This is a genomic window from Microbacterium amylolyticum, from assembly GCF_011046975.1.
In the GTDB taxonomy this organism is placed as follows: Bacteria; Actinomycetota; Actinomycetes; order Actinomycetales; family Microbacteriaceae; genus Microbacterium; species Microbacterium amylolyticum.
Genome location: NZ_CP049253.1, coordinates 649,983 through 668,041 on the forward strand (window position 1 = coordinate 649,983; position 18,059 = coordinate 668,041).

Annotated in this window: 15 protein-coding genes and 2 tRNA genes; 9 read left to right on the forward strand and 8 right to left on the reverse strand. The window is 63.8% G+C overall.

Going from position 1 to position 18,059, the window contains the following annotated elements; all coding sequences use genetic code 11:
- Window positions 1–61 precede the first annotated feature (61 nt).
- Window positions 62–757 (forward strand): phosphocholine cytidylyltransferase family protein, encoded by a 696-nt coding sequence (locus tag G6N81_RS03315; RefSeq protein ID WP_165133044.1) that lies wholly within the window; start codon window positions 62–64, stop codon window positions 755–757.
- A gap of 63 nt (window positions 758–820) precedes the next feature.
- Window positions 821–1,105 carry a hypothetical protein gene (locus G6N81_RS03320; protein WP_165133046.1) on the forward strand — a complete coding sequence of 95 codons (285 nt, stop codon included), beginning with the start codon at window positions 821–823 and terminating at the stop codon, window positions 1,103–1,105.
- Between the two features lie 9 nt (window positions 1,106–1,114).
- Here G6N81_RS03320 and G6N81_RS03325 read toward each other — a convergent pair whose 3' ends face one another.
- Both G6N81_RS03325 and G6N81_RS03330 read right to left on the reverse strand, forming a co-directional pair.
- On the reverse strand, window positions 1,115–1,423 hold the full coding sequence (locus G6N81_RS03325; protein ID WP_165133048.1) for a helix-turn-helix domain-containing protein: 309 nt from the start codon (window positions 1,421–1,423) through the stop codon (window positions 1,115–1,117).
- 113 nt (window positions 1,424–1,536) lie between these two features.
- Window positions 1,537–2,769, reverse strand: coding sequence for a CDP-glycerol glycerophosphotransferase family protein (locus tag G6N81_RS03330; protein WP_165133051.1), 1,233 nt, complete (start codon window positions 2,767–2,769; stop codon window positions 1,537–1,539).
- A gap of 139 nt (window positions 2,770–2,908) precedes the next feature.
- Here G6N81_RS03330 and G6N81_RS03335 point away from each other — a divergent pair, with 139 nt between their 5' ends.
- The gene (locus tag G6N81_RS03335) at window positions 2,909–3,931 is read left to right on the forward strand and encodes a glycosyltransferase (RefSeq protein WP_241245102.1); all 1,023 of its coding nucleotides are present in this window, start codon (window positions 2,909–2,911) and stop codon (window positions 3,929–3,931) included.
- On the opposite strand, the gene G6N81_RS03340 is transcribed toward G6N81_RS03335, so the two are convergent.
- From G6N81_RS03340 to G6N81_RS03350, 3 genes are read right to left on the reverse strand one after another with little or no spacing between them, the layout of a single operon-like run.
- Entirely contained in the window at window positions 3,928–5,376 is a 1,449-nt protein-coding gene (locus G6N81_RS03340; RefSeq protein ID WP_165133057.1) for a CDP-glycerol glycerophosphotransferase family protein, read from the reverse strand. The two genes, G6N81_RS03335 and G6N81_RS03340, sit on opposite strands and share 4 nt — an antisense overlap.
- A 19-nt stretch (window positions 5,377–5,395) precedes the next feature.
- Entirely contained in the window at window positions 5,396–6,628 is a 1,233-nt protein-coding gene (locus tag G6N81_RS03345; RefSeq protein ID WP_165133060.1) for a CDP-glycerol glycerophosphotransferase family protein, read from the reverse strand.
- A gap of 58 nt (window positions 6,629–6,686) precedes the next feature.
- Entirely contained in the window at window positions 6,687–8,102 is a 1,416-nt protein-coding gene (locus G6N81_RS03350; protein ID WP_241245047.1) for a S1C family serine protease, read from the reverse strand.
- Between the two features lie 108 nt (window positions 8,103–8,210).
- Between G6N81_RS03350 and G6N81_RS03355 the strand changes: the two genes are divergently transcribed.
- Window positions 8,211–9,413: an aminotransferase class I/II-fold pyridoxal phosphate-dependent enzyme gene (locus G6N81_RS03355; RefSeq protein WP_165133066.1), complete on the forward strand. Its 1,203-nt coding sequence runs from the start codon at window positions 8,211–8,213 to the stop codon at window positions 9,411–9,413.
- 45 nt (window positions 9,414–9,458) lie between these two features.
- Here the strand turns inward: G6N81_RS03355 and G6N81_RS03360 are convergent, their stop codons facing one another.
- Window positions 9,459–10,268: a carbon-nitrogen hydrolase family protein gene (locus G6N81_RS03360; RefSeq protein ID WP_165133069.1), complete on the reverse strand. Its 810-nt coding sequence runs from the start codon at window positions 10,266–10,268 to the stop codon at window positions 9,459–9,461.
- A gap of 108 nt (window positions 10,269–10,376) precedes the next feature.
- Here G6N81_RS03360 and G6N81_RS03365 point away from each other — a divergent pair.
- Both G6N81_RS03365 and G6N81_RS03370 read left to right on the forward strand, forming a co-directional pair.
- Window positions 10,377–10,453: transfer RNA gene (locus G6N81_RS03365), tRNA-Met, on the forward strand.
- A 131-nt stretch (window positions 10,454–10,584) separates the two neighbouring features.
- Window positions 10,585–10,661 (forward strand) — tRNA-Met (locus G6N81_RS03370).
- 251 nt (window positions 10,662–10,912) lie between these two features.
- Here the strand turns inward: G6N81_RS03370 and glsA are convergent.
- Entirely contained in the window at window positions 10,913–12,154 is a 1,242-nt protein-coding gene (gene glsA, locus G6N81_RS03375) for a glutaminase A (RefSeq protein ID WP_165133072.1), read from the reverse strand.
- 248 nt (window positions 12,155–12,402) lie between these two features.
- On the opposite strand from glsA, the gene betT reads away from it, so the two are divergent.
- The 3 genes from betT to G6N81_RS03390 are packed head-to-tail and all read left to right on the forward strand — an operon-like array spanning window position 12,403 to window position 17,646.
- Window positions 12,403–14,562: a choline BCCT transporter BetT gene (betT, locus tag G6N81_RS03380; RefSeq protein ID WP_241245048.1), complete on the forward strand. Its 2,160-nt coding sequence runs from the start codon at window positions 12,403–12,405 to the stop codon at window positions 14,560–14,562.
- A 34-nt stretch (window positions 14,563–14,596) separates the two neighbouring features.
- On the forward strand, window positions 14,597–16,075 hold the full coding sequence (locus G6N81_RS03385; RefSeq protein WP_165133075.1) for an aldehyde dehydrogenase family protein: 1,479 nt from the start codon (window positions 14,597–14,599) through the stop codon (window positions 16,073–16,075).
- Between the two features lie 17 nt (window positions 16,076–16,092).
- Window positions 16,093–17,646, forward strand: a complete 1,554-nt coding sequence (locus G6N81_RS03390; protein ID WP_165133078.1) for a GMC family oxidoreductase — start codon at window positions 16,093–16,095, stop codon at window positions 17,644–17,646.
- Window positions 17,647–17,717: 71 nt separating this feature from the next.
- Here G6N81_RS03390 and G6N81_RS03395 read toward each other — a convergent pair whose 3' ends face one another.
- Window positions 17,718–17,999, reverse strand: coding sequence for a hypothetical protein (locus tag G6N81_RS03395; protein WP_165133081.1), 282 nt, complete (start codon window positions 17,997–17,999; stop codon window positions 17,718–17,720).
- Window positions 18,000–18,059 lie beyond the last annotated feature (60 nt).

Here is an 18,059-nt window from a genome sequence, read left to right on the forward strand (position 1 = left end):
GATATCGGTCGACATCGGAGCATCGCGGGCGGGCGCCCGTCACCTCGATCAAGGAGCTGCAATGACCATCCAGACCGTGATTCTCGCCGCAGGAATGGGCACGCGGCTCGGTCGCGCCCTTCCGAAATCCCTGACGATGCTCAGCGATGGCCGCACGATCATGCAGCAGCAGCACGAAAACATCCGCGCGGCTTTCGGAACTGACGCGCGTGTAACAACTGTTGTCGGGTACCGCGCCGAGACGATTATCGACGCATTCCCCGACGCGTCGTATGTTCACAACGAAATCTACGACCAGACCAACACGTCGAAAAGCCTGCTGCGCGCTCTGCTCGCAACAGGTCGCGGCGGCGTCCTGTGGATGAACGGCGACGTCGTCTTCGATCCTCGCGTTCTCGGACGAGCCGTCGATTTCATTGAGCGCGAAGAGTCCTTCGTAGCCGTAAACACATCGAAGGTCAGCGACGAAGAGGTCAAGTACACACTGAGCGCCGACGGTTTCATTGACGAACTGTCGAAGAGCGTTCAGAACGGCCTGGGCGAGGCCGTCGGCATCAACTACATCTCGCGTCACGACAAGCGCGCCCTGATCCAGCAGCTTCAGCGCGTCGATGCTCAGGACTACTTCGAGCGCGGTCTTGAGCTCGCGATCGCCGACAACGGCGTGCGCGTCCAGGCAATGGACATCAGCGATCTCTACGCCGTTGAGGTGGACTTCGCAGAAGACCTCGAACGCGCGAACGACGTTCTCGCGTAACCCGCGTCTTCTCGCGAGGCCCCTGACGTTCGAGCGTCAGGGGCCTCGTTTTATGCTCAGCGCATGACGCCGAGCGCTTCGCGACACTCCTCCCCCGTCCCCTGGGCCGTCGAACGTGCGGGCGCCCATCCGATCGTCACCAATGCGAGCGATGAACCCCTGGAGTACGTCAAGGCACTCGTTTTCGACGGCAACGAACGGCTCCATGCCGAGAGCTGGGGCCTCGTTCTTCCCGGAGACCACAGTGAACTGTGCCTGTGCGGCATCGAGCCGTCGGACGCCTCGGTTGCGCTGATCTGGTTCCGCGCGGGTGACAATCAGGAGTTGCTGTGGCGCTTCGTGCTGTAGGCCGACAGATCAGCCGTAGAGATCGCGGCGGTTACGTCGAGAAACGCTCTGCGAGTACCCGTAGGGCTCACGCCCCGAGGGAAGATCGTTCGCCGCGACGCCGTCAACAAGCTCCGAGACCCCCACTTCGAGCGCCGTCGCAATCTGTACGAGGGTGTACAGCGTCGGATGACCCTCTCCGCGCTCGATGCGTTGATAGTGCGTGAGGTCCATATCGGCGCAGTCAGCGATGCGCTTGGCGCTGAGATTCGTTTGGTGCCGCAACTCCGCGATGCGCGCGCCCGTCTTCGCGGTCGCCCGCGAGTGTGCGTCTGCCATTCGACAATCTTTACCTGCGATGGCAATCACGCGCCTGATTTTTTTGCCATGGTTTATATACCACCGGGCGGGACGACGATCGTCTCCGCAGCGATTCAGCTCGTTTCTGCGAGCTACGAATCATGCTCACGGGACGCGCAGGCGTCCCAATGAGCCATGAGCTGTTCGATCGCGGCGTGGAACCGTGCCGTTGGAGCACCGGGAGATGTATCCCCAAAGTAGTGACGCACCCAGTGCGCAAGTCGCTCGGCGGTGTCGGGATCCGCCATCACCCGCGTCACGTGCTCCGTGATATCAGAGGCGCCGGCCGGGTCGAGCCACTCACACGCCCCGAGATAGCCACTCTCGTCCACCTTCGCAGACGGCGAGGCAGGGCGTGTCACCATCAATGGCTTGCCCGCAGCGAGACGGTCGTACACCATTGCCGAGATATCGACGATCGCCACATCCGACGCCGACAACTGCCAGCCCAGCTCCGGGCCGTCATCGAATACGTGATGAGCGCTCGGGTCCAGTTCGTTTGCCACCTGGATCGCTCTGATGATGCGTGCATTGGCCTCGCCGTACGCCATCTCGACAACGCCACTCCGCGGATGGGGACGATAGATCACGCGGTATCGAGGATCAGCGAGAAGCCTGGTAACGAGCGTTTCGCCGTGTGTGAGAATCGACCCGTACGCGGCGGACGGGCGGTCGCCTTCCCACGTGGGGGCGTAGAGAACCACGGTGCGACCGTCTGCGGTGAACGGTGTGTTGCCCGAGTAGTGGTCGGCCTGCGGCCGTCCGATCTCGATCGTCCGCCGATCGAGATCGAAATCCCACAGAGTTCGCGACAGGCGCTCACGCGCGGCCTGTCCAGCGATCAGGGCATAGTCGTAGGCCTTGTACTGGTTGGTCGTCATGTACATCTTGTCCGACTCGCCATGATTGATGAAGACGTGCCAGCGGCGACCGTAGCGGAACATCTGGAAGTTACGCGTGTTCTGGTTCACGTACAGGACGATGCGGATGTCCTGACGCCTGATGAACTTCTCCACCCGCTTGATGTCGGGAACAAAAGCCACCGGCAGCGCTCCGTCATCCAACAGCGCGCGTGCTCCTGTGGCGTTGCGAGCCATCACGACAACGGGCCAGGTCTCGGCCAGTTTGCGCAGCGGCTGGTACCACTGTCGCATCTGGTACATGTTCACGTCACCGTCGGCGAAATAGACCGCGATTTGGAAGCTGTTTCGCTCGAGCGGCCCTCGTTCGGAGATCGCCGCGCGCACGGCGCGGAAAGAATTCCGCGCATGGGCGGCCTTCTTCACGAGAGCTAGGGCCTTCTTCGCGTCGTTCAGCAATGCCACGGCATCAACGCTAGCTCGGAGAACTGGCATGACCCCGTGGGATGATCGACAAATGCGTAACGATCCCGGCTCTCCGAGCGCTCGCTCCCCTTTCCGGGAGGCCCCGCCCGTGGAACCAGGAGCGGGTGTGTCCTTCGTCATGCCCGTTCTCAACGAGCGGGACTATCTCGAACGCGCTGTTGCGTCGACCCTGGCGCAAGAGGTGGATGGCCCCGTTGAACTCGTGCTTGCCCTCGGACCATCGTCAGATGGAACCACCGAGCTTGCCCGGGCAATTGCCGCCGGTGACGACCGCATCGCGCTCGTCGATAACCCGGACGCAGATATCCCGGTCGGGCTGAATGCCGCCATCCGAGCCTCGCGATTTCCCACGATCGTCCGCGTCGATGCCCATTCCGAGCTCACGCCCGGATACACAAAGCGGGCGCTCGCGACGCTCGATCGCACGCGGGCGGCCAACGTCGGCGGCGTCATGCGCGCCGACGGCCGCGCACCCTTTCAACGCGCCGTCGCAGCTGCCTACAACTCTCCCATTGGGCTCGGCGGCGGTGCCTACCATGGCGGCACAGAAGAGACTGATGCCGAATCGGCCTATCTCGGAGTCATGCGCCGCTCCGTGCTGGACGAGGTCGGCCTGTTCGACGAAACCCTTCGCCGCGGCGAAGACTGGGAGCTGAACCTTCGCATTCGTGCGGCCGGGTATCGCGTGATCTTCGACCCCGCTCTTTCCGTGACCTACTGGCCGCGGGAGAGCTGGTCGCGTCTGCTGCGTCAGTTCCTCGCGACGGGGCGCTGGCGCGGGGAACTCGTTCGACGCTACGGCGCACGCAACTCGGCACGCTTCTTCGCCCCTCCCGCGCTCGTCGGGTTTATCGCCGCCGCCGCGGGCACCGGTCTGTTGCGGATCGCCGGGCCGTTCTCACGCGCGGGAACGCTTCTGGCCGGGGCAATTCTGATTCCTGTTGCGCTCTACGCCATTGTTGTGGCCGCTTATGCTGTGGCCCGTCGACCCGCGTCGCTGCGCGAACGCCTCTGGTCGATTGCCGTTATTCCGACGATGCACATCGCCTGGGGAGCCGGTTTTATCGCCGGTGTCGCGCGCGGCGCCCGCGACACGATCGACACATCGCGCCTCGACGGGCGCAATACGCCCCTCCCCTAAGAACTCTTCCCGCGATCGAGAAACCCCTGGTCGAAGATGCGTGCCACAACACGCTGGGAGGCGCGGCCATCCTCGCGCCGGTTAAATCGCGCCTGCCACTTGTCGTAGCGCACGGCAAACTCGTCGGGATCCCGCGCGAGGGCGGCCACCAGCTCGTCCTGTGAACGAACGAGCGGGCCGGGCGCTCGGGCGACCAGATCAAAGTAAAACCCGCGCAGCTCGCCACGGTACCGCTCGATATCCGGAACGAGGAAGTACATGGGCTTCCCCGTGACGCTGAAATCGAACATCACGGATGAGTAGTCGGTGACAAGGGCGTCCGCTGCAACAAGAAGTGCGGAGGTGTCCGCAAAGCCCGTCACGTCGATGACGCGCGGGCCGTCGACGTTTCTTCCCGGCACGAGGGTCCGGGTGTGGCCGCGCACGAGGACAACCGACTGCGTCTCCTTCGCCAACTCAACCGGATCGATGAAGTCGACGATCTCCGCACGGTCATCTCGCCACGTCGGCGCGTAGATCACCACCCGCTCCTCCGGCGCGATCCCGAGCGCGCGACGCGTCGCACCGTCATCTCCCGTTGTCAGAACGTCGTTGCGCGGATACCCCTCTGTCCAGACGGGCTTTCCCAAAAACGCGTATGCCTTCGACAGAATGCGCGCCGCGTAGGGGTTTTGGGCGAGGAGAACGTCCCAGCGACGAGACTCCTTCACGATGGCTCCCCACCGTCGCGGAGCAAAACCGCCGCGATGCAGGGCAAGCCTCTTGAGCGGCGTTCCGTGCCAGGTCTGCAATACTCGCTGTCCCGCACGCCGGGTGTAGCGGCGCCGCAGCCAGTCGTTGACGACCAGCAGGCGGGACGCACTGCGAGCACGCCACCACTCCTCCGAGCCCTCGATGAGCGCGACGGCGCCATCAGGCACGACAACGGAATGATCGACCACGCTCCAGTAGCGGGTCACACCGGGTTCGATCCGGGCGATCTCGCGGTCAATAGCCAGAGGGTTGCATCCGGCGACGCGGCCATAGAAGCTCTCGAAGAACACGGCGTTCTCGAGGGGTGCGGTGTGGGCGGAATACCGGCGCTCATGCGCGGCGATCGCTTCCACCGACTCCAACGCGGGATCCAGCGGCGGCCCCACCAGCAGTCGATCGCCCTTTACCTCGACCCGTAGCCGCGACAGAAGCTGCAGCGGGATGTCAACGTCAACGTCAACACCCGGAATATCAATGTGGTATTCGCCCGACGGCAAAGGGAGTTCCGGGCCGCCCCACCGCGAAACATGAAGCGGAAAACGGGCCTTCCACGTTTTCCCGCGACCCGTGAGACGCGCCTCTGACCGGGCACGCGCACCGACCAGCGCCGCAGCGCCGGGACGTTCGCCCGTGCCGGAGAGAATGAGGATCTGCTCCTGCGCGTCAATTGCGCAGCTCGTGGCAGTTGTCATCGTTGCGTGTTCTCCCACGTCAGGCCTTCCCCACTCGCGCGAAGATTGCGGCGAGCATGCGGCGGCCGTTCTGTCCGTCGCGGAACGCATGAACGCTTTCGCTGAGCTCACGTGCGCGGACAACAAGACGGTCGCGCTCCCCATCCTGCCCGAGGAGTGTGTCGATTCGCGGAATCAGCTCGTGCCATGTCGTGGCCGCATCGGCAGCAACGTCCTCGTAGCGTCCGTAGAACCCCCGGCGTATGGCATATTGCTCGAGATCCGGCGCGAGGAAGAGTGCCGGCAGCGGAACGAGAGTGGCGTCGTAAACGAGAGATGAGTAGTCCGTGATGAGAGCGTGAAATGCGGGAAGCGCGGGGGTGATGTCGGCGAGGACATCGGCTCCGAGGAGCGCGACTCGATCGGTGTCAATTCCGGGGCGATAGTTTCCTTCGCCGAGCCGATGAGAACGGATGACAAAGGTGACGTCGTGCTGTTCGGCGAGCTCACTGATCTCGCGCCACTCGCTCGGAGTAGGAACGCCGGGATCGGGATCGCCGTCGCGCCACGTCGGCGCATACAGCACCAGGCGCCGATCGCCCACGTGAGGGAGGTGTCGAAGAAGAATCTCTCGCGCGCGCGTTTCACGTTCACGATCACTGCCGCGCGAGAGTGCGTCCACACGCGGCTCCCCTGTGACAACAATCGCGCTATCGGCAATACCGAACGCCGATTCGAAGCGGCCGCGCACGAAATGGCTGGCGACGGGAATAGCGCCGATACGTTGCGCCGCTCTGCGATACATCCAGGCGATCACGCGGCGCACCACCGCCGAGCCCGGGAGGAAGGCGCTTCGAACCATCTCGGGAGCATCGAGCCCGATGCGCTTGAGAGGAATACCGTGCCACAGCTGGGCGACGAAGGCGCCCGTCACCCCGTAGGGATTCACATCGCCGAAGCCGTGTGTGACAACTGCAACGCGTGCCCGCGCGGTTGCCCAGAACCCGCGCCACGACATTTTCCGGGTGTGTGGCATGCCGCGTTCTTCCGCCTCACGCGCTTCTTCGTCGGAGGACGTCAGCCACACTGCGTCAACTCCCTGCTCGCGTGCTAGGCGCCAGATCTCCAGCGCGCCGTCGGCGATGCCGGCCCCGCACCCGAACACCCAACGTTCCCCACGCGGAAGGAGCAGTGTCACCAGACGTCCCGCGCCGTAGAGGGGAATGCGCGCAAGCTTCGCGGCGTTGCCCGCGCCAAAGGAGAAGGACGCCATCCCTTGAGCGTAATACCCGGGGATGGCGTCCTTCTGAGTTGCTCGAGTACGCGTCGAACTACTCGAGCGCGCCGAGCGTGACGGTGGTCTCGAACTCTTCGCCATCACGCATATACCGCACCGTCGCCTCGCTGCCGGCAGCCGCTGCCCGTACCTGCGCCGTGATGTCGATAGCGTCGCTCACACGCACTCCGTTGAAGTGGGTGATGACGTCGCCCTCTTGGAGGCCTCCGGCTGCGGCAGCTCCGCCATCGACAGCCTCGGCCACGTACGCGCCGGTCGTCGTCGTTCCCTGAACGCTCGAGGCCGGGCGCACGCTGGCGCCGAGAAGACCGTGCGTCGCGAAGCCATTGTCGATGATCTCGTTCGCCACCCGCTGAGCGATGTTCGACGGAATGGCAAAGCCCAGACCGATCGAACCACCCTCTTCGCTTGTGGAGCGGGCGGTGGCGATCGCGACGTTGATCCCGATCAGCTTTCCGTCGCTGTCGACCAGTGCACCGCCAGAGTTCCCCGGGTTAATTGCCGCGTCCGTCTGCAGAACCGCGATCTTGATCGTTTCGCTGGTCTGCGGCTGTTGCGGTGTTTCCTGTCCGGGGATGTCGAAGAACCACGGCAGGTTCTCCCCGTCGGGGCTGTCGGAGGACTCCGTGTCATCGGGAGCGGCAGAAGAGGCGATCTCGATCGATCGGTTGAGGTTGCTGATCACTCCGGTTGTCACGGTGTTCGCCAGCCCCATGGGCGCTCCGATTGCCACCGAGGTGTCGCCGACGTTCAGCTCAGCGGAATCGGCGAACTCGATCGGTGTCAGCCCGCTCGCGCCCTCGAGCTTGATTACCGCGAGATCGTACGTCGGGTCCGTTCCGACGATTGTGGCGTTGTAGAGCTTTCCGTCCGCTGCCGTGACCCGAATGGCAGGGTCGGCAACAGAGCCGCCGAGTGTCGCGACGTGCGTGTTGGTGAGCACGTAACCGTCTTCGCTGAGGATCACACCGGAGCCGCTGCCGGCCGATGAGCCGTCTGTTGCGCCCACCTCGAGAGTGACGACACTCGGAAGGGCCGCGGCGGCGATCGCGGCTGTTTCGTTGACGTCCGACGGGTTGTTGATCGTGAGGCCCTGCGTGCCGCGGTCGCTCGACACGACGGCAGAAGAAGCTCCGGGGCCAAACGCTCCGCCGATCCAGGCGCCGCCGAATCCGGCGCCGCCGCCGAAGAGAACGGCTGCGAGAACGAGCGCCGTGACCTTGCCGCTTGTGAGGCCCTTCTTCGCGACCGGCTTCGCGGGAGGCGCGGGCGCCCACTGGTAGACGGGCTCGTGCGCAGGGGGATGCGGCGCACCGTTCGGCGGGCCCATCTCAGGGAACGCCGATGTCGCTGGCGGGGATGAAGCCGCCGGCGAGAAAGCGCTGGCCGCGGCCTCGGCCGCCGATCGCTCGGGAAGCGGCGGGACGGGGGTGGCGTTGTCGTTGCTCATGACTGCTCCTTCTGCCAAGTTCGTCCTCATCGTGCGCCCGGACTCTATGACAAACCTATGTTTGCGATCTGGTGGCTCCGTGAGTTCCCCGCCCGATAACGTTGGCGCATGCAATACGTGACGGGAGGCTGGCGCCGAGCCGCCAGCGGAGCAGGCCTACTCGGCCCCGATGGCGAGGTCTCCCCCACCATCTTTGCCGAGATGTCCGCGCTTGCGGCCGAATCCGGCGCACTTAACCTCGGGCAAGGCTTTCCCGACGAGGACGGACCACAGGAAGTGCTCGACGCGGCGCGGCGGGCCATCTCGGCGGGGCTCAACCAATACCCGCCCGGTAGGGGTGTGCCCGAGCTGCTGCACGCGATTGCGGCGCACCAGAAGCGCTTCTACGGCCTCGAATGGGATCCCGGTAGCGAAATCCTGGTCACAGCAGGGGCGACCGAAGCTCTCGCGGCAACCCTGCTCGCCCTGATCGATGGGCCGGACGACGAGGTCGTCGTCTTCGAGCCCTTTTATGACGCGTACGCGGCGAGCATCGCCCTGGCGGGAGGAACGTTGCGGCCGGTTCCGCTGCGCTGGCCCGACTTCCAGCCCGATCTCGACGAGCTGGAGAGCGCCGTGAGCGACCGCACGCGCATCATCCTCGTCAACGATCCGCACAACCCGACGGGAACGGTGTTCTCCGCCGAGGTCCGCCAGAAGATCGTCGAGCTGGCGGACCGTCACAATGCGATCATCGTCACCGACGAGGTCTACGAACACCTCGTCTTTGGCAGCGCACACACGCCCCTCGCAACGCTACCGGGAGCGGCGGAGCGCACCGTGTCGATTTCCTCGGGCGGGAAGACGTTCCGCACCACCGGATGGAAGATCGGCTGGGTCACGGCGCGGCCCGATCTGCTAACAGCGATCCTGACGGTGAAGCAGTACCTCACCTTCGTCAATGGCTCGCCGTTTCAGCCCGCAATTGCCACGGGCCTCGGACTCTCGAAGGAGTTCTTCTCGGGCATTGCAGAGGAAATGCGCCGCAAGAAGGACGTACTCGGCGCGGGTCTGCGGGCGGCGGGCTTTGCCGTATCTGATCCTGGTGGCGGCTACTTCACCGTGGCAGACGCCGCACCCCTCGGCGGCAGGGATGCCGTGCAGTTCTGCCGCGAACTCCCCGCGCGGGCCGGAGTCGTTGCGATTCCCCTCACGGCATTCGTCACAGCGGCCCACCGCCCGCGGTACTCGTCACTCGTGCGTTTCGCCGCGTGCAAAAAAGCCGAGGTACTCGACGAAGCGGCCCGCCGGCTGAGCACGCTCGGCACGTAACGCCGGCTGCTTCGCACGTTTACTCGCGCGGGGCGCTCAGCCTCATCAGGTGCGAGGCTCGACGCGATAACGCCGCAGGGCAAGAGCGGGGTTGATCGTACGCGTTTCGTCAAGGCGAGCGCGCGACGCCCAAGCAATCGCGAGAGCGTCCTCGGTCCCCACTCCGGCGACGGCAGTGCCGCTGGGGTCAACGATGAGCGAATTGCCGACACCGATCGGGGGCGAGTGATCGGCTGCGGCAACGTACACGGTGTTCTCGATCGCACGGGCCGTGACGAGAGTACGCCAATGGTGCTCCTTCAGCGGGCCACGCACCCACTCCGCCGGAACAAGGATGACATCGGCGCCCGCGTCAACGATCACGCGCGACAGCTCGGGAAACCGGAGGTCGTAGCAGGTCATCAGACCGAAACGCAGCCCCGCCACGTCGAAGGTCTGCGGAGCGCCGAGCTCTCCCGGCTCGATCCAGCGGCTCTCCGTCTGCCCGAACGCGTCGTACAGGTGTTGTTTTCGGTACGCCGCAACGACGCCGGTGTGATCAACAGCAACGGCAGTGTTGCGAACGCGGCTGCCCGCAGCAGACTCCACAAGTCCCGCGACAATGGTGACGGAGTTCTCACGGGACAGCTCGGCGAGAGCGCGAGTAAACGGACCGTCGAGCGGCTGCGCGTTTTCCGCGAGCCGCTCGTCCATGGGGTTCACGAAGAAGCTGGCGTACTCGGGCGCGAGAACAACACTCGCTCCGCGCTCTGCAGCCGTGCGGGAAAACTCGGCGATGCGCCGCACGTTGCCGTCTGCGTCATCGGTCGGCGCGAACTGCGCCACCGCTATTCCGACCGTGTTCCCGTGAGCCATGACCCCATCCAACCACGCGCCCAGGATCCGCTCAGACACGCCCGAAGTAGGCCCCAAACGGGTCCGGATTTGCTCTGTATTGAACAGCGAGTAGAGTTAGGGATACGCCGCGGGGTGGAGCAGTTCGGTAGCTCGCTGGGCTCATAACCCAGAGGTCGTAGGTTCAAATCCTGCCCCCGCAACCAGTAAGTCAGAAGGCCCCGTCTCGAAAGAGACGGGGCCTTCTGCGTTGCACTCGTCCTCTCGCGCCTCGCGCCACGCGGGGAGACGAGCCGGTTTGCTCGTGCGCGAACGGCAGGTAAACTAGAGACTACGCCGCGGGGTGGAGCAGTTCGGTAGCTCGCTGGGCTCATAACCCAGAGGTCGTAGGTTCAAATCCTGCCCCCGCAACCACGTCGTCAGTAGGCCCGGTCTCCTCGGAGACGGGGCCTACTGCTTTTCCTCGATATCTGCCCCACCGCTCGGGAGAGAACTCCTCCGCACTGCATCGACTCCCGCGCGGGAGCACACTCGCAAAAACCGAAGGAAGCGCAGCGAGCGTGGACCCAGCGCGGGCGTGTCCTTCTCAGTGCTGTCGAGCGGGCGTTGTATTTGCGTGTTGTTGTCGAGGGAGCGTTCGCTTCCGCATCCTCACCGATCACGTCTCAAGACAACCCCAGGAGCTGATTCGGGTCCCGGAATTCACAGGCGAACCCGTTGCGAGCGGCCTCGGTCGTAAAGCGGTGAAGAGCACGGGCAGCGATCGGATTGAGTTGCGTCACGCCGTCGAGGGTCACGGTGAGCTCGCCCGTGTCGTACCAGGGCAGCACGCGTTGCAGTTCAACGGCAACTCGCTCCATCGCGACAAAATCGAGTTCTCCGCGGAGGTGCACGGTGACGCGATGGGTGGTGTCGTCCGCATCGATTGCCTCAATGGGGCTCACAGGAACCGACGAACGTGCAAAGGGGTGGAACCCAAATTCATGTGCGAGGTGCTTCAGCGCGGCAACGCCCCTGGCGCTGTTTCCGACCGCGTCCAGAGGAGGGCTGAACACTCCGATGCCGAACTTTCCCGGCGTAATCGCGACGATGCCGCCGCCGACACCCGACTTCGCCGGCATGCCCACGTCCACCATCCAGTCACCTGACCTGTCATACATGCCGCTACTGGACATGACCGACAGGGTATGACGCGCGGCCTCATCGCCGACAACACGATCACCCGTCACGGGATTCACGCCTCCTGCCGCAAGCGTTGAGGCCATCACCGCGAGGTCGGTGACGTTGACCAGAACGGAGCACTGGCGGAAGTAGGCGTCGACGACATCATCAACCGCGCCGCGGAGCATCCCTTCGGCCCGCGACAGGCTACCCAGCGCGTGATTGCGATCCCCCGTCGATGCCTCGGATCGATACACAGCCTCGTCAAGCTGCAGTCCTCGTCCGGCGAAACGCGACAGGCCCAGCCGGATGCTGTCAAAGCGTTCGTCAGCTCCGCCCTGTCCGAGCAAGGAGGTCGCCGTGATGGCACCGAGATTGATCATCGGGTTCATCGGCCGACCAGCGCTATCAAAGCTGATGGCATTAAACGGGGCACCACTGGGCTCCACTCCGACATGCGATCGCACGTCGTCAATCCCATGCTCGTCAACGACCAACGCGTAAACGAACGCCTTCGAGATGGACTGGATCGTGAACTCGTGGGTCGTGTCGCCCGTGGCGTACGTTCGCCCGAACACGGTAGACGCCGCAATGCCGAAGAGGTTCGGATCCGCTTTGGCCAACTCGGGAATGTAATCGGCGACGGCACCACCATGGTCCTCCCCACGCACCTGCTCCAGGAGATCGCTCAGCGCCTGGGCAATCGGTGCGCGGGCGTGCTCAACAGGTTGGGCCTCGGATGTCATGGAGACATCGTGGCAGATCCGCGCTGAGTGATGAGGACGCATGGAACGGATGTCCGAGTAGACGGGCGCTCACACGCCTGTAAACTGTACTCACTGGTGCAGTTTCGGCCAGTGTCGGCCCGCTTCTCGCCCCGGAACCGAGTCTCATGGCGTATATCACCCGGGGCCGAAAGGCCTTGTGTAACCGCTGTCCGTTTGCCAGAGTCACGGGCATAGCAGGCGAACAGTCGACAACTTCTGGAGGACCTGTGTCTCAGCCCACGAGGACAACGATGACCGGCGGCGGCGGCGGCGAGAGCAGAGGCTCCCCCGCCCCCAATTGGCCCGTCCTGATCGGCTCGAGCGTCGTTATCCTGGCTGTTGCCCTCTGGGCGATCCTCTTTCCCGACAACGCCGACACGGCGATCAACGCCGTCGTGTCCTGGGTGTCGTCGAACTTCGGCTGGTACTACGTCCTGACAGCAACCATCATCGTCGGGTTCGTTCTGTTCATCGCGATCTCGAAGGTCGGGTCAACTCGCCTCGGCCCCGATCACTCGCGGCCGCACTTCAACCTTTTCACGTGGACCGCGATGTTGTTCGCGGCCGGCATCGGCATCGACCTGATGTTCTTTTCGGTTGCCGAACCGATCGCCCAGTTCGTGCAACCGCCGTCCGCATTCGACGGGTCAGCTCCCGAGGCCGAGTCCATCGGCGCCGCGCGCCAGGCCGTTGTCTGGACACTTTTCCACTACGGCATCACCGGCTGGGCAATGTACGCCCTGATGGGTGCCGCCTTCGCCTACTTCGCATACCGGCGCGGCATGCCTCTCAGCATTCGCTCCATGCTCCGACCGCTATTCGGATCACGAATCGATGGATGGCTGGGACACTCGGTCGACATCGCCGCCGTTCTCGGCACTGTGTTCGGAATCGCCACCAGCCTCGGTATCGGCGTTGTCCAGCTCAACTACGGCCTGTACCTGATGTTCGGCATCCCCGAAGGCGTCGGTGCCCAAATCGGTCTGATCGTTCTGTCGATCATCATGGCAACTCTCTCGACGGTCTCGGGCGTTGAGAAGGGCATTCGGCGCATGTCCGAGCTGAACATCGTGCTGGCGATTGTTCTGCTCGTCTACGTCATCATCGCCGATAAAACGCAGTTCCTCATCAACGCGCTCATCCAAAACATCGGGGACTTCATCGCCGGTTTCGCGTCGATGATGCTCAACACCTTCGCCTTCGAGCAGCTTGAACCCAGCAGTATGCCCTCGCCGTTCGGTGAAGGCTTCATGACGGAGTGGATGAACGGGTGGACGCTGTTCTTCTGGGCGTGGTGGATCGCCTGGGCACCGTTCGTTGGCCTATTCCTGGCCCGCATCTCCCGCGGCCGGACAATCCGTCAGTTCGTCACCGGCGTCCTCATCGTTCCGTTCGCGTTCATCGTCATCTTCGTCTCGGTCTTCGGCAACTCGGCGTTGCGCATCGTGGCTGACGGCAACAGCTCCTTCGCCGATGTCGCCATCAACGCTCCTGAGCGTGCCTTCTACTCCCTGCTCGAGCAGTACCCGGGTGCGACCTTGATCATCGGCCTCGCGACGCTCGTCGGCCTGCTGTTCTACGTCACCAGCGCCGACTCCGGAGCACTCGTGCTGTCGAACTTCACCTCGCGGATCCCCGATGCGAAGCAGGATGGAAACACCGCCCTGCGCGTGTTTTGGTCGTTGCTGACCGGGCTGCTCACTCTCGCGATGCTGATTGTGGGCGGTGTCACGACGCTGCAGGGCGCCACGCTCATCATCGGTCTGCCCTTCTCCGTCGTCATGTACCTGGTGATGGTTTCCCTTTACCGCATGCTGAGACGCGAAGAGACCTACGCCGACGGCTATCGCATCGCGATGCCAGGAAGCATCGGAGGGGGCGAATCAGCGCTTACCTGGCGTCAACGCCTCGCGCGCGCCACGCAGTTCCCCGGGCGCAGCGCTGTCGATCGGTACGTACAAAAGACGGCTTGCCCCGCGCTGGAGGCCATCGCCGCGGAGCTCAGCAAGGCCGGAGCCGATGTCACGATCGCATCCACGCCTGTTGCCGATACCGGAATCGACCAGGTTGAACTTCACGTCGTGCTCGACGATGCGGAAGAGTTCACATACCAAATCTGGCCCGTTGAGTACCAGACGCCATCGTTCGCATTCCGGACGACGACCGAAAAGGGCGTCTACTACCGCCTCGAAGTATTCACACAGAACGGCTCGCGTGGATACGACGTGTATGGCTACACGTCGGATCAACTGATCGCCGACGTCATTAGCCACTATGAATCGCACATGGAGTTCCTGCGCCTGGCGGAATCGGATTCGTCGAATCTCGATGAGAACCACCAGGACCTCGACTGGCAGGAAGACTTCCCGTCGCCGGCCGATGACTGACCCCACGACGCACCGAGAAGGAGAGGCATCGACCATGCCGAATACCCTGTTCATCAACGGAGAGTGGGTCTCCGCCCAGGAGGGCCACACCCGAGACATCATCTGCCCCGCAGACGGTGCCTTCGTCGCCACGGTCGACGAAGCAACGGAAGTGGACACCATCGCAGCGATCAAGGCGGCCCGCGCCGCCTTCGACAACGGCCATTGGGCCGGCACCCCCGCTGCTGAACGCGGTGATCTGCTTCTGCGCACCGCGACTCGGCTCCGGGAACGAAAGGCCGAGTTCGCTCGCGCCGAGTCGCTCGACACGGGCAAACGAATCGTCGAATCCGATATCGACATGGACGATATCGCCGCGTGTTTCGATTACTTCGGCAAGCTCGCAGCGAATGATGCCGGTCGCATCGTCGATGCCGGATCCTCCAACGTTGTCAGCCGCATTGTGTACGAACCCGTCGGCGTGTGCACGCTGATCACCCCCTGGAATTACCCCCTGCTGCAGGCAGCGTGGAAGATCGCACCCTGCCTCGCGGCGGGCAACACCTTTGTTCTGAAACCAGCCGAACTGACCCCCCACACCGCGATTCTCATGATGCAGGTTCTGCAGGAGGTGGGGTTGCCGGACGGCGTCGCAAACCTCATCCTCGGCGCCGGAACAAGCGCCGGCGGACCGCTGTCAACCCACGATGACGTCGACATGGTCTCGTTCACGGGTGGCCTGCTCACGGGGCGCATCATCGGACAGAATGCCGCAAAAACGGTGAAGAAGGTCGCGCTCGAACTCGGCGGCAAGAATCCCAACGTCATCTTCGCTGATGCCGACTTCGATGCTGCCGTCGACAACGCCCTCAATGCCGCGTTCGTCCACTCCGGGCAGGTCTGCTCAGCAGGCGCGCGACTGATCGTCGAAGATTCGATCGCCGAGCGCTTCGTTGATGCGCTGGTCACACGCGCCAGGGCAATTCGACTCGGGGGCCCGTTCGACGAGCACGCAGAAACCGGCCCGCTCATTTCGGCTGCCCACCGCGACAAGGTCACCGAATACGTCCGCCGCGGCGTTGCCGAAGGCGCCCGCATTCGTTGCGGAGGTGAGTGGGGAACGGGTGAACTCGAAAGCGGCTTCTATTACATGCCGACGGTTCTCGACCAGGTCACGCGGGGAATGTCGGTTGTGACGGACGAGGCGTTCGGCCCCGTTGTCACCGTCGAGACCTTCCACTCTGAGGACGAAGCTGTCGACATCGCCAACGACACGATCTACGGCCTGGCCGGCGCCGTGTGGACACAAGACGCAGGACGATGCCAGCGCATCGCCGGTCGTCTGCGTCACGGCACCATCTGGATCAACGATTTCCATCCCTACCTTCCCCAGGCGGAATGGGGCGGATTCGGGCAGTCAGGGTTCGGGCGTGAGCTCGGCCCGACGGGCCTTGCTGAGTACCAGGAAGCCAAGCACATTTATCACAACCTAACCCCCGCGGTAACCGGCTGGTTCCCCGAGCACAACGCGTGACGCAAGGAGACTCCCCCGTGGAAACAACGCACACATTCGACTACGTCATCGTCGGCGGCGGGTCGGCGGGCGCCGCCGTTGCGGCCCGGCTCTCCGAAGATCCGCAGGTCACGGTTGGCCTCATCGAAGCTGGTCCGACTGACGCCGACAAGGACGTCATTCTGACGCTAAATCGCTGGATGGAGCTGCTCGAATCCGGCTACGACTGGGACTATCCCATCGAAAAGCAGGAGCACGGCAACTCCTTCATGCGACATGCCCGCGCGAAAGTGCTCGGGGGGTGCTCTTCACACAACTCGTGCATCGCCTTCTGGGCGCCCCGCGAGGATCTCGATGAGTGGGAAAACACGTTCGGTGCGACGGGCTGGGGCTCCGAACACACGTTCCCTCTGTTCACCAAGCTCGAAACCAACGAGGATGACGGCCCGCTCCACGGCAAGAACGGCCCTGTTCACCTCATGAACGTCCCGCCCAACGATCCCGCTGGCGTCGCGCTCCTGAATGCGGCCGAGCAGGCAGGTATCCCCCGCGTCACATTCAACACGGGTGAGACCGTGATCAACGGCGCAAACTTCTTCCAGGTGAACCGCCTTCCGGACGGCACGCGCTCGTCGTCGTCGGTGTCGTATCTGCACCCCATCCTCGATCGCCCTAATCTGACGATTCTGACCGACACGTGGGTGCGCGAACTCGATTTCGACGGCGATGACTGCGTAGGAGTGCGCGTTGTCACGGGTGCCTTCGGCCGCACGACCCGCATCTCTGCCAGGCAAGAGGTCATCGTCTCGGCCGGAGCGATCAACACCCCTCAGCTGCTCATGCTTTCAGGAATTGGGCCGAAGAAACACCTCCTCGAACACGGCATCGATGTGCGTGTGGACTCCCCCGGCGTCGGCGAGAACCTTGCCGATCATCCCGAGGGCGTTATCGCATGGGAGGCGAAGCAGCCGATGGCGGAGGAGTCAACACAGTGGTGGGAGATCGGCATCTTCACGCCGACGCAGGCGGGCCTCGACCGGCCCGACCTGATGATGCACTTCGGAACCGTCCCGTTCGACATGCATACGCTTCGCCAGGGCTACCCCACCTCAGAAAACACGTTCTGCCTCACGCCGAACGTGACACACGCGAAGTCCCGAGGGACGGTGCGTCTGCGCAGTCGCGACTATCGTGACAAGCCCCTCGTCGACCCGCGCTACTTCACGGATGCGGAAGGCCATGACATGCGCGTCATGATCGCCGGTATCCGCAAGGCGCGCGAGATCGTCGCGCAGGACGCCATGTCCGCATGGGCGGGCCGCGAGCTGTTCCCCGGTTCCGATGTCCAGACGGACGAAGAGCTCGAGGATTACATCGTTCGTACGCACAACACCGTGTACCACCCGGTCGGCACCTGCAAAATGGGTCAGGATGACGGCTCGCCTCTGGACCCGCAGCTGCGGGTGAAGGGCGTGAACCGCCTGCGCGTCGTTGATGCCTCCGCCATGCCAGAAATCACCACGGTCAACCCCAACATCACCGTGATGATGATGGGCGAAAAGTGCGCTGAGCTCATTCAGAGCGGCCAGTAACGACATAGTGGTGCGCTGCCCGCTGTCCTGATCAGGACGGCGGGCAGCGCACCACTATGTCCAACCAGAGATCAGTCTTCCCACCAGATGGACTGTGCCTGCCAGCCTTCGGGGACCGATGCGAGGAGCGCCTCGCGATCGTCACCTCGAATCTCTCGGAACTCGAGCTTTCGGCTCGCGCCCGTTCCCACGATGTGACCGCCTCCACGGGGGCTGTGCACCTGCATATCGGTGAGCTCGTGACCCTCTCGCACCTGAGCGCGCAGGTTCTGTTCGATTTCCTCGAGCGTTTGGGCTTCGGGGACCTCGAACGCGGCTGTCTCTGTGGAGCGGAGGAGAACGGCATACGGCATACGTCGATTCTGTCATGCACCGGCCGGGCGAAAACGACGAACGGCCCGAGAGCCATGCGG